21 protein-coding genes are annotated in these 17,178 nt (G+C 65.7%); 11 read left to right on the forward strand and 10 right to left on the reverse strand.

Features of this window, described 5'->3' with window-relative positions:
- Nucleotide 1 precedes the first annotated feature (1 nt).
- A complete protein-coding gene (locus tag TZ00_RS10055; RefSeq protein WP_044441251.1) occupies nucleotides 2-1,492 on the forward strand; it encodes a dihydrolipoamide acetyltransferase family protein in 1,491 nt (496 codons plus the stop codon).
- A 101-nt stretch (nucleotides 1,493-1,593) separates the two neighbouring features.
- Here the strand turns inward: TZ00_RS10055 and TZ00_RS10060 are convergent, their stop codons facing one another.
- From TZ00_RS10060 to TZ00_RS10085, 7 genes are all read right to left on the reverse strand, one after another.
- Nucleotides 1,594-2,553: a hypothetical protein gene (locus TZ00_RS10060; RefSeq protein WP_044441253.1), complete on the reverse strand. Its 960-nt coding sequence runs from the start codon at nucleotides 2,551-2,553 to the stop codon at nucleotides 1,594-1,596.
- A 471-nt stretch (nucleotides 2,554-3,024) separates the two neighbouring features.
- A complete protein-coding gene (locus TZ00_RS20495; protein ID WP_274519269.1) occupies nucleotides 3,025-3,147 on the reverse strand; it encodes a hypothetical protein in 123 nt (40 codons plus the stop codon).
- A complete protein-coding gene (locus TZ00_RS20500) occupies nucleotides 3,140-3,262 on the reverse strand; it encodes a hypothetical protein (RefSeq protein ID WP_274519270.1) in 123 nt (40 codons plus the stop codon). Before TZ00_RS20500 ends, TZ00_RS20495 begins: the two co-directional genes overlap by 8 nt.
- 63 nt (nucleotides 3,263-3,325) lie before the next feature.
- On the reverse strand, nucleotides 3,326-4,525 hold the full coding sequence (locus TZ00_RS10070; protein WP_044441257.1) for a sensor domain-containing phosphodiesterase: 1,200 nt from the start codon (nucleotides 4,523-4,525) through the stop codon (nucleotides 3,326-3,328).
- Nucleotides 4,526-4,581: 56 nt separating this feature from the next.
- Complete coding sequence (locus TZ00_RS10075; RefSeq protein ID WP_044441259.1) at nucleotides 4,582-5,040, reverse strand: MarR family winged helix-turn-helix transcriptional regulator; 459 nt, start codon at nucleotides 5,038-5,040, stop codon at nucleotides 4,582-4,584.
- Nucleotides 5,041-5,044: 4 nt separating this feature from the next.
- Nucleotides 5,045-5,470, reverse strand: coding sequence for an SRPBCC family protein (locus TZ00_RS10080; protein WP_044441261.1), 426 nt, complete (start codon nucleotides 5,468-5,470; stop codon nucleotides 5,045-5,047).
- A 51-nt stretch (nucleotides 5,471-5,521) separates the two neighbouring features.
- Complete coding sequence (locus TZ00_RS10085) at nucleotides 5,522-6,271, reverse strand: MerR family transcriptional regulator (RefSeq protein ID WP_044441263.1); 750 nt, start codon at nucleotides 6,269-6,271, stop codon at nucleotides 5,522-5,524.
- Nucleotides 6,272-6,426: 155 nt separating this feature from the next.
- Between TZ00_RS10085 and TZ00_RS10090 the strand changes: the two genes are divergently transcribed.
- Together TZ00_RS10090 and TZ00_RS10095 are read left to right on the forward strand one after the other, a co-directional pair.
- Entirely contained in the window at nucleotides 6,427-7,182 is a 756-nt protein-coding gene (locus tag TZ00_RS10090) for a hypothetical protein (protein WP_044441265.1), read from the forward strand.
- 228 nt (nucleotides 7,183-7,410) lie between these two features.
- On the forward strand, nucleotides 7,411-8,133 hold the full coding sequence (locus TZ00_RS10095) for an alpha/beta hydrolase (RefSeq protein WP_044441266.1): 723 nt from the start codon (nucleotides 7,411-7,413) through the stop codon (nucleotides 8,131-8,133).
- Here the strand turns inward: TZ00_RS10095 and TZ00_RS10100 are convergent.
- On the reverse strand, nucleotides 8,119-9,150 hold the full coding sequence (locus tag TZ00_RS10100) for an alpha/beta hydrolase (RefSeq protein ID WP_161793760.1): 1,032 nt from the start codon (nucleotides 9,148-9,150) through the stop codon (nucleotides 8,119-8,121). The genes TZ00_RS10095 and TZ00_RS10100 overlap by 15 nt on opposite strands.
- Nucleotides 9,143-9,559: a DUF4259 domain-containing protein gene (locus tag TZ00_RS10105; protein ID WP_044441270.1), complete on the reverse strand. Its 417-nt coding sequence runs from the start codon at nucleotides 9,557-9,559 to the stop codon at nucleotides 9,143-9,145. Before TZ00_RS10105 ends, TZ00_RS10100 begins: the two co-directional genes overlap by 8 nt.
- A gap of 116 nt (nucleotides 9,560-9,675) precedes the next feature.
- Here TZ00_RS10105 and TZ00_RS10110 point away from each other — a divergent pair, with 116 nt between their 5' ends.
- From TZ00_RS10110 to TZ00_RS10130, 5 genes are all read left to right on the forward strand, one after another.
- Nucleotides 9,676-10,059, forward strand: a complete 384-nt coding sequence (locus TZ00_RS10110) for a cupin domain-containing protein (protein WP_044441272.1) — start codon at nucleotides 9,676-9,678, stop codon at nucleotides 10,057-10,059.
- 198 nt (nucleotides 10,060-10,257) lie between these two features.
- A complete protein-coding gene (locus TZ00_RS10115) occupies nucleotides 10,258-10,968 on the forward strand; it encodes a hypothetical protein (RefSeq protein ID WP_044441274.1) in 711 nt (236 codons plus the stop codon).
- 34 nt (nucleotides 10,969-11,002) lie between these two features.
- Nucleotides 11,003-12,172 (forward strand): amidoligase family protein, encoded by a 1,170-nt coding sequence (locus TZ00_RS10120; protein WP_044441276.1) that lies wholly within the window; start codon nucleotides 11,003-11,005, stop codon nucleotides 12,170-12,172.
- A 5-nt stretch (nucleotides 12,173-12,177) separates the two neighbouring features.
- Nucleotides 12,178-13,506, forward strand: a complete 1,329-nt coding sequence (locus TZ00_RS10125; protein ID WP_152631145.1) for a sensor histidine kinase — start codon at nucleotides 12,178-12,180, stop codon at nucleotides 13,504-13,506.
- Nucleotides 13,503-14,177 (forward strand): response regulator, encoded by a 675-nt coding sequence (locus TZ00_RS10130; protein ID WP_044441280.1) that lies wholly within the window; start codon nucleotides 13,503-13,505, stop codon nucleotides 14,175-14,177. Before TZ00_RS10125 ends, TZ00_RS10130 begins: the two co-directional genes overlap by 4 nt.
- Here the strand turns inward: TZ00_RS10130 and TZ00_RS18865 are convergent.
- Nucleotides 14,158-14,751: a hypothetical protein gene (locus tag TZ00_RS18865; protein ID WP_052521459.1), complete on the reverse strand. Its 594-nt coding sequence runs from the start codon at nucleotides 14,749-14,751 to the stop codon at nucleotides 14,158-14,160. The genes TZ00_RS10130 and TZ00_RS18865 overlap by 20 nt on opposite strands.
- A gap of 58 nt (nucleotides 14,752-14,809) precedes the next feature.
- On the opposite strand from TZ00_RS18865, the gene TZ00_RS10140 reads away from it, so the two are divergent.
- The 3 genes from TZ00_RS10140 to TZ00_RS10150 all read left to right on the forward strand — a co-directional run bounded on the left by TZ00_RS10140 (nucleotide 14,810) and on the right by TZ00_RS10150 (nucleotide 17,175).
- The gene (locus TZ00_RS10140) at nucleotides 14,810-15,313 is read left to right on the forward strand and encodes a GNAT family N-acetyltransferase (protein ID WP_044441281.1); all 504 of its coding nucleotides are present in this window, start codon (nucleotides 14,810-14,812) and stop codon (nucleotides 15,311-15,313) included.
- Between the two features lie 302 nt (nucleotides 15,314-15,615).
- Nucleotides 15,616-16,275, forward strand: a complete 660-nt coding sequence (locus TZ00_RS10145; RefSeq protein WP_044441282.1) for a hypothetical protein — start codon at nucleotides 15,616-15,618, stop codon at nucleotides 16,273-16,275.
- 159 nt (nucleotides 16,276-16,434) lie between these two features.
- Nucleotides 16,435-17,175, forward strand: a complete 741-nt coding sequence (locus tag TZ00_RS10150; protein ID WP_152631146.1) for a hypothetical protein — start codon at nucleotides 16,435-16,437, stop codon at nucleotides 17,173-17,175.
- The last annotated feature ends 3 nt before the right edge of the window (nucleotides 17,176-17,178 follow it).

Consider the following 17,178-nt stretch of genomic DNA (forward strand, 5'->3'; position numbering starts at 1 on the left):
CGTGACCACCTCGCACTTCAACCTCCCCGACGTCGGCGAAGGCCTCACCGAGGCCGAGATCGTCTCGTGGCGCGTCGCCCCCGGTGACACCGTCGCCATCAACGACGTACTCGTCGAGATCGAGACCGCCAAGTCGCTCGTCGAACTGCCCTCTCCGTTCGAGGGCGTCGTCGAAGTCCTTCTCGTGAATGAGGGCGACACCGTCGACGTGGGAACGCCCATCATCAGCGTCACCTCTGCCGGCGGCGCGGCCGTTGCTCCCGCACCCGTTCCCGGGTTCGAGACGCCCATCACCGCGGCCGCGGCGTCGCCCGGTCACGCCGCGCCTGCGCCGGCCGCAGTCGCTTCCGCGCACCATGTCGCCCCCGCGTCGGCGTCATCGCCGGCGGTCGTCGAGGCCGAGCAGGTGCGAGCGGATGCCGCCGCCAGCGTCTCGCAGGAATCAGACAGCTCGTCGGGCGCGGTTCTGGTCGGGTACGGCATCAAGGGTCACGTCGCCAGCCGCCGGCCCAGTCGCCCCGGCGCGGGCGCGGCGGCAGCCAAGCCAAACGCCGCGTCGACCGGGGCCGCCTCGAGCGGCCAGCCGCAGGCATCCACAACCCGCGCGGCACGCGTGCCCGTTCTCACGGGCCTGCCGATCATCGCCAAGCCGCCCATTCGCAAGCTGGCCAAAGACCTGGGCGTGGACCTCGCCGAGGTGCAGCCCACGGGCCCGATCGGCGACATCACCCGCGACGACGTGGTGCGCCACGCGGAGCAGGCGAAGGTGTTCCACAACATCGAGACGCCGCAGTGGGCCGACACCCGTGAAGAGATCATTCCCGTGAAGGGCGTGCGCAAGCAGATTGCGAAGGCCATGACGCACTCCGCGTTCTCGGCGCCGCACGTGAGCCTGTTCGTCGACGTGGATGCGACGCGCACCATGGAGTTCGTGAAGCGCCTGAAGACGTCAACCGACTTCACGGGCGTGAAGGTGTCGCCGCTGCTGATCATGGCGCGGGCCATGATCTGGGCCGTGCGCCGCAACCCGATGGTGAACTCCGCGTGGACCGACAAGGAGATCATCGTTCGCAACTACGTGAACCTCGGCATCGCGGCGGCGACCCCGCGCGGGCTGATCGTTCCGAATGTGAAGGACGCGCAGGACATGTCGCTGCTCGAGCTCGCCGCGGCGCTGGAGCAGCTCACGCTGACCGCGCGCGAGGGGCGCACCTCGCCGGCCGACCAGGCCAATGGAACGATCACCCTCACGAACATCGGTGTGTTCGGCATGGACACGGGTACGCCGATCCTGAACCCGGGCGAGGTGGCGATCGTTGCTCTGGGCACGATCAAGCAGAAGCCGTGGGTTGTGGATGGCGAGGTGCGTCCGCGCTTCGTGACGACCGTTGGTGCGAGCTTCGATCACCGGGTTGTCGACGGCGATGTGGCGAGCCGCTTCCTGGCCGACGTCGCGAGCATCATGGAAGAGCCGGCGCTGCTGCTCGACTAGGCAGCGCAGCGCGCCAGTAGTGCCCGGCGCGGACAGTGGTGCCCGGAGTACCTGCACCTCTTGTCCACGCCGGGCACTACTGACGCCGGCTGCTCGGGTCTCTATTCGCGGGCAGCCGCGCGAGCGAGGTTGTGCAGCAGGCTCGCCGCGTAGTCGCGGTTGTCATCGGTGATGGCCGGATGCGTCGGGGCCGCGTGATCGTTCGACACCCGGAACGTCTTCGTCTCGGGCTCCCAAACGAAGCCCTCGACGTTCTCCAACGCAGTACGGAACAGAGGCTCCATGAGGTCTTTGGAGTACACCGCCTTGTTCGTGATGGCGATGCCGTAAACACCCGCGAATGTCGAGCTCGACAGCGAGACGAGCAGCACTTCGTCGGCGGGAAGGCTCCACTTGGTCGACAACTTGTTCAGCGCCTTGGCGTCTTTGGGTCGGGAAGGAACCCTGAAGTCGGAGTTCATGCGACTCGCGAACACGAGTTGCTCCACGGTCTGGGTGGGCTCTGCGCTGGCCGCACTCCCGTCGCCAGCGACGGTGTGCCCCGCCGCCTGCACGGCCGCGACGACGGCGGAAAGGTAGGCGGCGGCATCCGGAGCGGTTGTCGGCTCGAGCATGTTGGCGATCTGCGCGAGACCGACGGATGCGCCGGCCACCTCGAGCGATTCGCCCGCCACACGAATGGAGGCGGGGTCGACGCTCTCGGTCGCGAAGTGGGCTGAGCTGTGGCCCACATCGTCGAGATACACGGTGCGATCGGTGATGAGAATGCCGTTGGAATGACGGCGGAGCAACAGGTCGATGGAGTGGAAACCCCAGTAGACCAGAGGCAACTCACCGTCGTTGACAGCGCTTCGCAGGTGCAGCTGCTCGACGGCCTTCCAGAACACAGCCTCGGCATCGTCGAATTCGGGGTGCGTGGTCTGGCCGGCGAGAAAAACGAAGGAGTTGTTCGACGGGGGCCCAGGCACCGCTGCAACCGCAGACATCAGCCTGTCGAATGCGTCACGTCGATCGGCGGGGAGGCTGCTGAGGTATTCGGTCAGGTTGCTCGCTGCGGGCAAGATGGCGCTCCTATCGCTGATCGTATGATGCGACTATCTTCGCCTATCGCCGTGTCCCGTGGACTGCGGCGGCAACAGGCGGAGGATCGACACGGCTCGCAGAGGTCGCGCTACAACTCAGGACATCTCGACCTCTCATGCACGAAAAGACCGTTTCCGCCCGGCTTCTCCTGAGTACGAGCGATGGTCGGCTTTGCCCGGGTCACGGAGAAACCGAGCCCGGAACTCGATCGCTGAACGAGAGTCTGCGGGGAGCTGCTGACAAGCTATGGAGGCGAGAGGACCAGCCCCACGGGTTCGAGTTGCACATGAATCGACCCCGAGATTCGTTGAACAGGATGTTTTGACGGTGGGCCGGTGTGTCGTCGTTCCGACAGCGGCGTGGCGTCAATCCGCCCTGTAATAGCGCAGGCGCGGTTCCGTCGTCGACAGACCCCGTCTCAGACACGTTCTTTGCGCGAGAACGCGGCTCTAGGCCGCGATCAACTCCCGCGAGCCGGAGGGGTTCTCCACGGGAGTCCCATCGGGCTCGGTTCCCTCTTCAGGGTCGATCTCATCGGGCTTCGGGGTGTGCTCGGGGCGAGGGTCACTCATCGTCTGCTCCTCCTCCTGATGCGGTGTCTTCGCCGCTCTGGGGCTTACTTCCGTCAGATCCCGAGCCATCGGGAATCTCGTCGGCATCCGGCTTTGTGGATTCGTTCGTCGTCATATGTGCTCCTTTCCAGGCGCGACGTTACGCCTGCGCACCCGGTCGGCGGCAGGGGTTGACGGCTCAGCGCGAGAGAAGCGCTCGGGCGCAGCGCGTGACCAGATGGCGGTTGGTGGTCAGCACGAATTCGTAGAGCCCCTGGCCCTCGTGGGTGGGATCGATCTCCCGCGCGGTCAGGGCCGCCGCGTAGTCGGCGGTGAGCAGAACGACATCCCATTCGGATGCGAGCGGGTCGGTTTCTGAGAGCACCACATTGCGGGCCGGATGCGGAAGGCCCGCCGACGTGCCGGTCGAATAGACCGTTAACAGGCATCCGGTGTCGAGCAGGCGCTCGTATCGGTGGCGGGCCGTCGCGTTGATGTTGTCGTGGGCCTGAAATGTGGCGAGCAGCACGGCCGAGTCGGCGCTGGCGGCCGCCCGCTCCTCGAGCAGCATGCTGACTTGCAGGAGCATCGCGCGGTCGCCGACCTTTGCGGGTGCACCGGGCGTCACCACGTCGAACGGAGTGATGTTCGGTTCGGGCAGAGCCGATACTGAGCTGTGGCGACCGGGCCTCGATTGTCGAACGGTGACGCCGGGGGAGACCTGTGCGGATTCGTCTGGTCGGCCGAAATACCAGCCTTGGGCAAGGGATGCGCCGAGAACTCGCGCGCGGGTGATGTGCTCTGCGGTTTCTACGCCCTCGGCCAGCACGATCGACGCGGTTCTCTCTGCATACGCCGCGATCGCCGTCATCATCATGGCTGCCGTGCGGTCGGGCTGGCGCGCGATGAGGTTCATGTCGAGCTTCACGATCTCGGGTGCGAACAGCGGAAGCAGCGCGAGAGATGCTGCTTCGGCCCCCAGATCGTCGGCCGCGATGAGGTGACCCGCGGCGCGCAGGGCCGCCGTCGCGGCGAGAAGAGATCCGGGGTCTCCGGTGAGTGCGCGCTCGGTGATCTCGACGACCAATGGGGGAGCGCCGAGCAGCGCGGCCGGGATGCGCCCGTCGACCAAGCTCACGGGCTCGACGTTCACGAAGACGGAGTGCGGCGAGACGAGACCCTGCGCCTCGGCCGCGCGAAGGGCGGATTCGAGAAAGAGGGTGTCGAGCTCGGCGACCGTTCCGCGCTGGTACGCCTCGTGTAGAAGCCGATCCGGAGAGATCGGCACCCCGTCGGAGAACGCGCGGCTGAGCGCTTCGTGCGCCACCACCACGCCCGAGTCGATGTTGACAATGGGTTGGAAATTCGTCACGAGACGGTCGAAACCGAAGGACTGCATGTGGCCATTAACGCAGTGCGCCCGCTGAGCGCCTATTCGGGGCCGATCGGCCGGTTCTACTCGTGCGGATTCGAGGCCAACCGTTGCAGGGCGGGAAGGAACAATTTGCGCTGAGCCGGTGTCAGTGCTCCGAAGTAGGCGGTATCGGCGGACTCAACGTCTTGCGTGGCCATGTTCGCCAGCTCGATCCCGCGCGGGGTGGGGTGTAGCGCTATAGCGCGCCTGTCGTCGGGGTGGGGTTCGCGGCGGATGTACCCCTTGGCTTCGAGTGTGCGGAGTACTTGTGATGTCATCATCACGTCGAGCTCTGCGTGCTGGGCGAGATGGCGCTGGCTCACGGGCTCGGTGCGATCCATCCAGGTCAGCGACGCCAGAAGTACGTATTGCACGTGCGTCAGGTCATGGGGGGCCAGGGCCGCGCGGATGTGCTTCTGCCATGCGTTGGTCGCCCGCCACAGGGCGAGTCCTAGGCTCGATTGCGCATCCGGATACTGGGTGTCGAGGTCGCCGGGCATACGACTACTCGGCTGCGCGTTCTGCCGCCGATAGCAGTTCTGCCATCGCCACTGGAAAGTCGCTGCTGATCTGAGGCCCGAGCTCGGGTCCGATGTCCTCGGACCCGGGTCCATCGATGACGAGCGTGTGCGTGACCATCGTCCCGCCGTCTGGGGTCGGGGCAAGGTCGTGTCGGAAGGTCAGTTCCAGATCACCGAAAACGGTCCTGTCCGCGTAGGTGGTGTTGGGGACGAGCGCGACGATCGTCGACTGCATCGGCTCTTGACCTTGCGGTGTGATCGTGAGTGTCGTCCCGACGGCGAACGGTCCGTGCAGTTCGAATGCGTCGGAGCTTGGTCCGAGAGGAGTGCCGGAGTGCAGCTTCTCCAGGGCGGCCCAGACCGCCGATGGTGTGGCAGTGGTCGTCTGCTCGTAATTGGTGGTCCACATGGCAATCCTCCTAGTAGTAAGTGCGCTTACTATATTACACAACCGACGGCCCTACGGGAGGTTCGTCTCGATCCACGATTGGATCGCCGCGCGGATGACTTCGGCGTTGGCTTCGCCGCCGTAGGTCGCGGCAAATCGCGAGTCGGTGACGTAGAGGTGAGAGAGTCCGGTATAGGCGGCTCTGTCGGGTTTGCGCCCGTTCCAGTGCTCTGTGACCCACTTGTAGTGCTGCGCAATCAGGGCGTGAAATGCCTCGGATGTCGGGTCCACGTTTGATTCGGCGGCCGCGCGCAGGGCGGCGTTCACGTCGAGGCTGCGCTCGTCATCGGCTCTGCGCTCATCGTGCGTCATCTGGTTGCGACGCTCGGCGCTGCCTTCCCAGGCGTCGTCGCCCCAACGCTCTCTCACCTCGGTCTCGTACTGGCTCGGGTCGAAGCTTGCGAATACCTCTTCGATGCTCATTTGTTGGCCTTTCTGTGCCGCCTCGAGCGTTTGCCTTACGACGGTGATCTGTTGGTTCGTTCGGTCTCTGTGTTCTTCGAGAAGCGCGAGGTGCGACTGGATCGTCTCGACGAGTGACTTCTCGTCATCGAGGGCGAGGCGGATCGCGGCGAGCGGCAGCTCGAGAGCTCGGAGGGAGAGGATTCTGTAGAGGCGCGACAGCTCTGCTTGCCCGTAGAACCGATAGCCATTGCTCGCCACCCGCGACGGGTGGAGCAGGCCGATCTGTTCGTAGTGACGAAGCGTTCGACTGGTGAGCCCGGTCGCCCGGGCCACGTCCTTGATCGGCCACTCCTGCATGGCTAGGACCTCCTGTTATCGATCGGTCGCGCCGACCTGTCGGTGGCCGGTCTGGTTATCTTTGTTATGTCTGCAACCATTCCAGTTGACGTTACGGAAGAGTCAAGCGGCCTTCGACATGCGAAGCGGCCGTTCTGCTCCTGAAAGGCACGACCATGCATTTCATCTCTGAACGACATCTCGACCCCGGCATCGCCGAGCGTGAGTTCACCATCGGTGACATCGGCGGCATCCTGTGGACACCGCCGCAAGCTTCTTCCTCTGCGCTGGTTCCGGTCATCCTGATGGGCCAACCCGGCGGCCTCGGGATGCGACGGATGTATTCCCGGCTCGAGGCACGGGCGCGCAGCGCCGCCGCGCACGGTTTCGCAGCGGTCGCCATCGAACTGCCGGGAGCCGGCGAGCGAACAGCGCTGCCCGGTGCGGAGCGCGCTCGAGCAGACCTTCGCCGTGCGCTCACCGCCGGCGAACAGCCCGGGGCAGATGTGATCGACCGGCTGATCCTCCCTCTCGTCGATCAGGCGGTGCCGGAGTGGCAGACCACTCTCGACGACGTACTCGCCCTTCCTGAGATCAACGAGCGGGTCGGATTCTCGGGCGGCGTGATCGCGATCGGAGTGCGTCTGGCCGCGATCGATTCGAGAATCGCGGCGGCCGGGCTTTTCGCCGGCAGCTATGTTCCGCGCACCACGATGGAGGAGGCGCGTCGGGTCACGATTCCGCTGCATGTTCTCCTCCAGTGGGATGACGAGGGCAACGATCGAGGGATGGCTCTCGATCTCTTCGACGCCTTCGCCTCGACGGAGAAGAGCCTCTATGCGAACATGGGCGGCCACACGGGACTTCCGCAGTTCGCGGGTGACGATGCCGCCCGCTTCTTCGCCCGCCATCTCGGCGCTGTCACCCGCTGACCCTGACGAAACGGACGGAACCAAGCACATCCGACGCAAATAGCGCGTCGGTGTGCGAAATCTCCGCCCGTTCCGCCGTGCTGATCGAGTAGGTCGCCCTTCGACAGGCTCAGGGAGCGCTGCGATTGGCTTCGCATTCAGCGCACCGCCCTCAGCGAACCTCGATGTGCGCCGGGCACTCCGAGCCCTAGTGTCTGAAGCGTCACCGCATCCGAAAGGAACCCCACCATGCAGCTGCTCTTCGTGCACGGCGCTCTTGTTCGCGGCGGAGCGTGGTGGTGGCAACCCGCAGCCGACCTGCTCGAGCGGCGCACGGGCATCCGGAGTCGCGCCGTGATGCTGCCGTCGTGCGGCGAGAGTGCCACCGGCGGGGCCGACGGCGATTCGGATGCCGCGGGCGGGCTCATCGCGGACGCCGCGGCGCTGCGCCGCGAACTCGACAAGGCCGACGAGGCGATCGTGGTCGGCCACTCATACGGTGGAACCGTCATCGCCGAGGCCGGAACGCACCCCGCCATCAAGCACCTGCTCTACATCTCGTCGTACCTGCCCGATATCGGCCAGGCGCAGGGCGCGATCATGAGTGGTGAGCCCGACCCCGTGTCGATCGGCGACAACGGCGACGGCACGCTCAGCGTCTCGGGCTACGACGCGACGTCGTTCGGCGCCCGGTTTCTGCAGGATGCCGATGCCGAGACCCAGCGTGAGGCCTGGCAGCGGGTCACGGCTCAGGATGCGAGTGCGTTCACGACTCCGACGACGGCGGCTGGATGGCACGGAGTCGACTCGACGTACATCGTGTGCGGCGAGGATCGCAGCACCTCGCTCGAGCTGCAGCGCTTCCATGCGGCGCGGGCCACCCGCTCGATCGAGGTGCCGACGGGGCACCATCCGTTCATCACGCGCCCCGACCTCGTCGTCGACGAGCTGGAGGCGTTACTCGCGCGATGAGGAGTGCTTCTCGATGAAGGCGACCGTGTCGTCGAACGCCGTCTGCGCCGCGGTCGTCGACAGGTCAAAGGTGTAGTCGTGCGGCAGTGCCCTGCCCGAGCCTGTCCAGTAGCGGCTCGTGACGTCGACTCCCTGCGCGCGCAGCACGGCGTCGAGCTCGTAGCTCTGCGGTTCGAGGGGATCGGCGTCACCAGCCGTCAGATAGGTGGGCGGGTAGTCGGCCGTCGCCGTGCGCGTGGTTGAGAGCTGGTCGATTCTCGAGTCTGACGACCAGTCCTTGCGCCCGAGGTAGCTCCAGGCGAAGGTGTCGAACGCGGCGAAATTCGTGCGCGACACAGTTGAGAAGTCGTAGGGCCCCGAATACAGGATGACGCCGCGCAGCGCGGTCGCGGGCGTCTCGACAGACACATTCATCTCTTCGCGCAACGATGGATTGGTGACGATCGCCCCGAGCTGCGCGGCGATCTGTGCGCCCGCCGAATTGCCGGCCACGAACATCCGGGCCGGGTCGCCGCCGAACGACGCGACGTTCTCGCGCAGGTAGTCGAATGCTGCGAGCGACTGAAGCACGGGCGTCGGATACTCGTACTCCGGGGCCAGCGAGTAGTCGAGGTTGGCGACCAGGTACCCCTCCGAAGCCAGCAGCTTCGCGTAGCTTGCGATCTGCGACGCCTTGCCGAGAATCCATCCGCCGCCGTGAATGAGGAGAACGACGGGCTTGCCTGTCGTCGACTCCTCACCGTTCGAGTAGAGAACGAGCTGGGCGTCGGGCAGGCCGTCGACCGGCACCGAGATGGGATCGCTGGCTTCGATGCCGCTTATTCGATCGGCGTAAGGGCCGATGGTGACCGTGTCTTTGACCGATCCCACTCCGGCCCGGATGAGCAGGGCGGCCGGGCGCGGGGTCACCGCGTTCACGATCAGAGGAACGGCGACCAGAGTCACCACAACGACAGCAGTGACGATCAGCCGCCGACGGCGGCGATGTCGCTTCGAACGGGTCGGGCGTTCAGCCATGGCCGGGTAGCCCGGCATCCAGAGCCTGTTTCAGCGCCGCGTTCGCGCTGAGCCACTCGTCGGGATCTTCGTCTTGCCACAGCTCGGTCAATTCGCTCTCGGCAGAGCCGGCGGCGGCGAGAGCGTCGAGCGCAAACGCCACGAGTTCGGCGTCGGGCCGGCCGACCCGCTGCACGAACGAGCCCACCGACTCGGTGTAGGCATCCGTCTGCGTGGGGCGATCGAGGCCGTGTGCGACAACCTCGGCCGCGGCGATGGCGATGGCGGCGTCGTCTGCATCGATGTCGGTCTGGCCGATGACCTCGGTCAGCGCGTCGCGCACGACCGACCAGTCAGAGGCATCGGCCAGGTCATAGGCCCAGTCGCTCGCCGAGTCACTTCTGAACGGTTGTCCACTCCAGGTGCCCATGATTCAACGATAGACAGCCAGGGCCCGTTCCGCTGATCGAGCACGCCGCCCTTCGACAAGCTCAGGGAACGCCGCGGCCGTATCGAGATCGGGCCGCGATCACCCACACTGGATGCATGACGAACGTTTTTGGGATAGATGTCGCCGCCGAACTCCAGCAGGTCGACAAGCATTGGACCCCTCGGGTCGTGGGCCGCGTTAACGACCAGTACATCAAGGTCGCGAAGCTGCTCGGCGAGCTGGTGTGGCATGCGCACGACCAGGAGGACGAGATGTTCCTGGTGATCTCGGGGCGCCTTCGCATCCAATTGGAGGGCGGCGACGAGGTCGTGCTCGACCCCGGCCAGTTCTACGTTGTGCCCCGCGGGGTTCGCCACAACCCGGTGGCCGAGAACGAGGTCGAGATCATGCTCATCGAGACGGTGACCACTGCTCATACGGGCGACGTGGAATCGGAGAGGTCGGTTCCGATCGATCAGCAGCTCGGCACGTTCAGCTGAGCGGCCCGTGCCCCAGACTCATCCCTTCGGATGGATTCTTCGCGAGGCGCGCTCATTCCTGGGGATACGTCTCGACGACGCGCGAACGAACGGGGCCCGCGGCCCTTGTTGCCCGTCACGATGGACTCATAGCGTCTAGCTTTGTCGGCACGAGATGAAACACGTCTGAGCCCGCCGACCCGAAGCAAGGAGAACGACATGGATGAGTCTCGAGACACCTCGGCAGGCAAGGAGCGCGCCGAGGGATCGGCCTTCCTTCGAGTCGGAACGACCGCGGCAGCAGCATGCCTGATCGCCGGATCCATCGTGGGACTCGGCGCCATGGGGGCCCTCGCGACCCCCGGCAGCGCGTACTCCGATGTGACAGCATCCGGTGCGGTCTCGACGGCGGACGAGCAGCCGAAGGCGGCCCTGCCGAGTTACACCGAGGCCGACCTGGCCGCGTTCGCCACATCTGCCTATGCCGACGACGCACTGAACCTCGCGGTCGTCTGGGAAACGACTCCCGAAGATGCTCGGGGCAAGGCTGGGGCGAAGATCCTGGCGGGCGTTGCTCTGCCTTTCGGAGCGGATGAGGCGACCACGATGTCGTACACACCAGATCAGCAGCGCACCGCATTCCAATACTCGTTCGACACCTACCCTCAGCTCCTCGCCCTCGCCACGGCCTGGGGCTCCGGAGACATGATCGAGGCGAAGGCCGAGATGGGTGCTGTTCTTCTGGCTCACCAGTCATTGCCTGCACTGCCCGCGACGGTTACCAACGATCAGGCACTACGTGCCTTCCAGCTTGCCGGCTTCGACGATTCCGATGCCGTCAAGCTGGCAGGGCTGTGGCAGACAGACACGTACAGCGCGATCGTTCGCGCCGGTGGCGAAATCCTGGCCGGCAAGGATCTTCCCTTGTGACACCGATCATTGCGACACGCGACGCCGGCCACGCATGATCCTGCACGAGCGCATCGGCTTCGAGATCGAGCTTCTCGCCCCGGATGGTTCCAGCCGGCGCACCCTTGCCGACCGCATCCGTCGCGAGCAGGCGGGGCGCATCGAGCGCTTCTTCCACACCGACTCGGAGCCGTCGCTCGTGCCGGGCATGGGTCACTTCTGGCACCTGACCCCAGGCTTCCTCGTTGTCGATTCAGCGGGCGAGCCGATCGCCACGTTCGTCGACGACATCACGATCGCCGCCGACCTCGCACGAGACCGACACAAGGCAACGCCGGATGTCGGTGGCCGGGCCGCTGTCGTGCCCCCGGCATCCGACGAACACAGCTACCGGATTTTGTCTGACGACGGCCGACTGCTTCGGCTCGTCGCGGGTCACACGCCTCCCGATACTCCGTTCTCTCGGGTGCTCGATGACGTCGCTTCTCTGTTCGGCACTCAGGTGGAGACGGTCGGAACCGTGCGCCGGCTGCGCGACCGAGCCGGAGCAAGCATCGCCATGGCGACGTCGCTCGCCGCCGGGCGGGAGCGCCCGTGCGAGATCGTGACTCCGCCGCTGACTCATGATCACGAGGCGGTGCTGGAGCGCCTGCTGCAACCGGCCCGGGAACTCGGTTTCACGGTGCCCGTCGAGGCCGCCGTGCATCTGCACTTCGATGCGGCACCGTTGCGGTCGGCGTCGGCATTCTCGAATCTCGTGCGGCTCTTCGGTCACTGGCGCGAGGCGCTGCGCATCGCTCTCGGAACCAACCCCGCGTGCACCCGTCTGCAGGCGCTGCCGCCGGCACTTCTCGACCTCGTCGAGAAGGAGAAGACCGAACTCACGGACGCCGAACGCTGGAGCGCTCTCCAGACCGCCGCTCGCGGCACTGGCCTGTCGAAGTACTTCGACGTCAACCTCACCGCGCTGCTCACCGACACCCCGGCGCGAGACACGCTCGAGGTGCGCATCCTGCCCGGCGCGCTGCGCGCATCCGACATCGTGTGGCGGGCCGCCCTCGTCGAGGCGCTTCTCGCGCGCTGCCGTGAGCCCCGCGCGTTCCCCCGGCCGACAGCGACCAACGCGGCAACCGACGCGGCCTCGGCCGCCGCCGAACTCTACGCGCTCGTCGGGTTCACCCCCGTGTACGAGAGCGCAACCTATGACGAGGTGACGCTAGCGTGAGTGACATGCCCACGATCAGGCCGTTCCTGATCACCGCGCAGAAAGACGACGCCATGCCCGACCAGGGCCCGTTCACACGCATCCGGATGTTTCTCGCTGCGCCCCACAGGCGGCGTCTCGTCATCATCGGCGCCGCCGGGGTCGCGTACCTCATCGGACTTGCCGTCGCCCGGCGTTTCGACTGGTACCCGCAGGGGCTGCCCGGTTACATCTACCTCGGTCTCTTCGCGGTATTGGGGGCCGCGACCACACGCCGATGGCCGGTGGAGACACTGGTGCTGGTGACGTTGTACACCGCCTACACGACGCTGACCCCTCTTCCTCCGGAGCTCTACGGTCTGTATCTGGGGGCGCCGCAAGCGCTGGTTCCGCTCGCGATCGTGGTCTTCATCATGATCTCCGATGACGGGCCCGTCATCGCTCCGGCAGCGACCTTCGGCACGCTCGCTCTTCTAATGATTCTGCCGTGGCGCGACATCGTGGGTCTTCTGGTCGAGTCCCGTCCGCTGAGCGAGGCCCTGCTGCTCGACAGCGGCGAGGATCGCTCTGTTCTGGTGGCCGAGCTGATCGCTTGCGCTCTGGTGATCGTCTTCGCGTTGATGCTTCGCAAGCAGCGCCGCGTCGCCGAGGAGCTGGCCGGAAAGAACAGGGAGCTCACTCAGCTGCGCGCCGCCGAGGTCGCGCGCATCGCCGAACAGGAGCGCACCCGCATCGCCCGCGGCATGCACGACGAGGTTGCCCACCATGTGGCGGCCCTCGTGATCCGCGCTCAGGCCGCTCTGCGTGTGTCAGACGGGCAGGTGGAGCCGCTCGAGCAGGCGATGAGCGACATCGCGACGAACGGGCAAGACGTGCTTGCGCGCATCCGCACCGTTGTGCGCGTTCTGAAGTCGCCGCCGGCGAACAGCGCCGTGGCGCCGCTCGCCTTCACCGACGAACTCGGTGCGCACGTCGATCGTGTGCGATCGATCGGCTACGACGTAGATGCCACGGTGCGCGTTGGCGACGCGATGCCGGCCGAGCATCGCGCGGCGATCATCGCCACCGTGCAGGAGAGTCTCACAAACACGATGCTGCACTCGGCCGCACACAGCGTGCGGGTCGACGTCGCAGAAGAGCCGCTCGTGTGGACGGTGCGGGTGAGCGATCCGGGCCCCGCGCGCGAGCGGTTCGCCGACATGCCGAAGGGTGGCTCCGGGCTCGAGTCGTTGGAGGAGAGACTCGCGTCTCTCGGCGGGCAGCTCGTGAGTGGTGCCGATGGCGAAGGGTGGGTCGTGACCGCGGAGGTGCCGCGCACCGCCGCCGGAGCGCGTCGACGAAAGGGAAAATCATGACCATTCGTGTGCTCGTCGTCGACGACCAACCGATCGCCCGCGCGGGCATCGCGGCCATGCTCGACGCCGAGAACGACATCGAGGTGGTGGGCCAGAGCGCGGATGGCGAAGACGCGGTGAGCGACGCACATGCGCTCGCACCCGACGTGGTCGTCACCGATATTCGCATGCCGAGACTCGACGGAATCTCGGCGACCAGGCGCATCCTGGCCGACCTCGAGTGTGCGGTCGTGCTGATCACGACCTTCGACGACGATGAGTACCTTTTCGAGGGGATATCGGCGGGAGCGTCCGGTTTTCTTCTGAAAGACTCGGGCCCTGATCTGCTCGCGGCGGCCGTGAGATCGGCCGCGCGAGGCGACTCGCTGATCGACCCCGCCATGACCCGAGCCCTGATCGAGCAGACGGTGGCGCCCGCTCGGACTGAAGTGACTCGGTCGCCTGATCCGGCGCAGATCGCGTTGCTCAACGACCTGAGCGAGCGTGAGCGGGTGGTGCTCGGGGCCGTGGCCCGTGGCCTCAGCAACGTCGAGATCGCCGCCGAGCTCTGGGTGAGTGTGCCGACGGTCAAGTCGCACATCTCGAGCGTTCTCGCGAAGACCGGTACGCGCACGCGAGTGCAGGCCGCGGTCTTCGCCTACGAGTGCGGGTTCATGACGCCCGGGGCGTAGGTGCGTTGCGCAGGAGTGGAGGTACGGCGGCGACGAACAGGCTCGCCGCTGAAGCGAGGCCGGTAATGATGAGGACGAGGTTCGCGTCGTTGGTGATCACTCCGATGGCGATGCCAGCAGCCGCGGCTACGAGCATGGCCGCGCCGAGCCAGTAGAAGCCCGACCAGAAGAGCCGACCGAAGGCAAGAAAGTGGAGGCCGACGATCGCCGAAACGAGGGCGATTCTGAACTGGTCCTGCCCGGTGGCGGTGAGAACGATGTTGCCTCCGACGATGGCGAGCACCTCGGATACGACGATGGTCACGTAGGCGCGAGACGAGAACAGTGTGCGACCGCGGGAAGGGTCGCCCTTTGGGATCTGCGTCTGCCGTTTCACGGCTGCGATGACGATCACGAGGCCAATCAGGGTGGCCACGAGTTGCGTGCACAGGGCTGCGAAATGGGGCAGACCTGACGACCCCCAGAAGCCCCACGCCACACCGAAGATGGCCGAGATGATCGACCCGATCAACGCTCCTCTGTCGGACTCTGCGATGTCTTTGTTGCCGTGCTGTTCTTCGGGCAGCTGGTCCATGCGGGGCACGCTACCAGTCCGGGCTGGTTGACCGTTGCCCGCGCCTAGGCTTCACTCCATGATCGAATTGCCTGAGCCGCCCCGACTGTCCGTGCCATCGACGACCCTCAAGACGTCGTACCTCGTTGGCGAGCAGGCAGACATGAAGCACCGAGGGTCGGATGCGTCGTGGCTGAAAGCCGCGAGCCTCGACTTCGACGCGTTCGTCGCCGAGAGAACGGGTGTGCGGGAACGCTGGGGCGTTGCCTCGGAGCTGTTCTGGTTCGCATCAGGCGAGTACTACCTCGGTTCGCTCGTCATCAGACACGAGCTCACCGACGACGAAGGCGGAGGTCACATCGGCTACCACGTCGTGTATCCCTGGCAGCGTCAGGGCCACGCGACCCGGATGTTGAAACAGGCTCTCGTAAAGTGCGCCGGTCTGGGCATCGAGCGGGCACTTCTGACTGTTGCGCCCCACAACGCAGCCTCGATCGCGGTCGTTCGCCGCAATGGCGGAGTCGAAGACCGTATCAACAGCGAGGGCGAGATGCGTTTCTGGATCGACACGGCCTCAGCCTGACATCGCCTCGAGGTCGGTCCTGACATGCCTCTGCGCGTTGAAATGGGAGGAGATCTGCGCATCCGACGCAAATAGCGCGTCGATATGCGAAATCTCCTCCCGTTTAACGATGAACGGGCGGAGAACGGCGCATCCGGCCCATATATGGCGCCGGTTGAACGGATCTCCGCCCGTTCCGCCGCGGCGACGAGAACAACGAAGGCCCGGGTCGTGGATCCGGGCCTTTGTGGGGACCGATAACGATCGTCGTCAGGAGAAGTAAAATCGGTGCGTCATTGTCATGCACGACAGAAAGCGAATTCATGACGGCACGTTCGAAGACGCAATCCACCATCCTTGCCGCCGTCGCGGTGGCTCTGATGACAGCCGTGTTGAGCGGATGCAGCAACACCGGCGACACGGCGCCCGCCGGTTCGTCGGCGGGCCAGGCTCCGGCGGCGCCACAGGGCGAAACAACCGGTGCTCCCAGCTCAACACCCGACGCAGATGAGGGGTTCCCCAGCTGCGACGAGGTCAAGGCAGCCCTCGGCCCTGAGGTGGCGGGACTCATCGAACTAGAGGGGAGCGAGAACGGAGTATCGACGGGATCACTGGGCCCGGAGCTCGGCTGCGTCTGGTACACGCCGGAGACGAACGCGTCGAACATCGAGATCGGAGAATACGGCGGCATTTCGGTCGGTGTCTCGAGGGATCCCTCGTACACCGAAGAGAGCATGGAGCCGCTGGGCTGGACGGTTCAGGATGCGCGGGTCTCGGGGGCGGGCGCGTGGGCATTGAAGCCCGGTGGGCAATACGACCCCGCCGCTCAGCTCGATGTGGCAGGAATGCAGGTAGTGCGAGACGGAACCGTCGTCGTCTTCACCTCCTTGGGCGTGGCCTTGCAGGAGGTGCCGCAGCTTGCGTCGTTGACGAACGAGTGGGCGTTGGTTGGCGGAGTCGCAGTACTCGACTTGATGGACTGACCTCCGCCCCCTCGGGGTGATAGAGCTGGTCGAGTGGGTGCGTATTCGCCGTTCGCTCGAGCCGCAGAAATATTCGTGACCCAAGTGGCGTAATGAACGCGCCGCTCGCGCGTCCAATCAGATGAAGGGTTCCTTCGCATCCTCAGCTGATTGGTTTCTATGTCTGCGTGCTCACGGGTCGTTCGTGCTCTTCTCCTTATCGTTGTGGTCGCGGCGCTTGCTCTCGTGGCTGTGCCGGCACAGGCGGCTACTCCTGCGGTGGCGTGTACGTCGACCGCTAGTGCGGCCGCCTGCGATTCCGACGCCGATCGTCTTCCGGATTCGGTGGAGCGGGTCATGTGCGGCACCGCGACGTGCGCAACGGGTGCCGAAGATGCGGATGGCGACGGCATCCCCGATTGGGTCGAAATCACCGCGTGCGGTTCGACGACGTGTGCCGATCCGAATGCGGATGAAGACGGTGACGGCATCCCCGATTACGCCGAGCAGATCGTCTGCGGCACGACGACGTGTTCAACCGGCGACGAAGACGCTGATGGCGACGGGATCGCGGACTGGATCGAGATCGTCATCTGCGGAGATACGACGTGCGCGACGGGCGACGAGGATCTGAACCACGACGGGGTCTCTGACGCGGCGCAGCTGAAGAAGGCATTCGACCAGGCGAAGGCAGCTCGCGAGAAGGCGGCACGCGAGGCGGCGGAGGCGTTGGCGAGCACCGGGCTGACCGTCGGGCTGCCGATCGGGGTCGTCGCGATGCTCTTTTTCGGCGGCTTGGTTGTCTTTCTCGCGCGGCGAAAGCAGCAGCGCGCGGTCGCGGCCCTCGGAGGTGCATCGGACAGCCCAGGTGGCGATTCGACACAGATCAGTTCGTTGTTCGATGAAAAGTCTGGGGAGTAAGCG

Source organism: Agreia bicolorata (genome assembly GCF_000938265.1).
Taxonomy (GTDB): domain Bacteria; phylum Actinomycetota; class Actinomycetes; order Actinomycetales; family Microbacteriaceae; genus Agreia; species Agreia bicolorata.